The following is a 409-nucleotide window of genomic DNA, read 5'->3' as shown; positions in this document are numbered from 1 at the left end:
GCCCAGGTGCGCCGCTTCAGCGAGATGGCGCGTGCGCTGGGGCAGACGCCGGCCACGCTGGCCATCGCCTGGTGCCTGCGCAACCCGAACGTCTCCAGCGTGATCCTCGGTGCCAGCCGGGTCAGCCAGTTGCTGCAGAACCTGCAGGCGCTGGAGGTGCTGGAGCAGGTCGACGCCGCCGGCTGGGCGCAGGTCGAAACGGTCTTTGTCTGAACCCCGGGGCCGAGCGGGCCTCGGGGGCCTCGGTAGAGTCGACTCTACACGGCTGCGTCGCCATTTGATTGACATGATCTATCGAATTTCAGAATTTGATCATTAATCTCATCAATCAAATTGAGAATGGTTGTTGATTGTCAACTGAGAATCATTATCATTTGACTCGTCCCTCGCACGAGTCCAGATGCTCATG

At 59.7% G+C, this 409-nt stretch carries 1 protein-coding gene; it reads left to right on the top strand.

Annotation, left to right across the window (positions count from 1 at the left end; genetic code table 11):
- The coding region (locus D7X55_RS47125; RefSeq protein ID WP_147470537.1) for an aldo/keto reductase at positions 1-213 on the top strand (213 nt) is incomplete at its 5' end.
- Positions 214-409: the final 196 nt, after the last annotated feature.

This window comes from Corallococcus sp. AB049A (assembly GCF_003668885.1).
Taxonomy (GTDB): Bacteria; Myxococcota; Myxococcia; order Myxococcales; family Myxococcaceae; genus Corallococcus; species Corallococcus interemptor.
The sequence above is the reverse complement of the archived record's forward strand: the minus strand, read 5'-3'. Positions and strand labels throughout refer to the sequence as shown.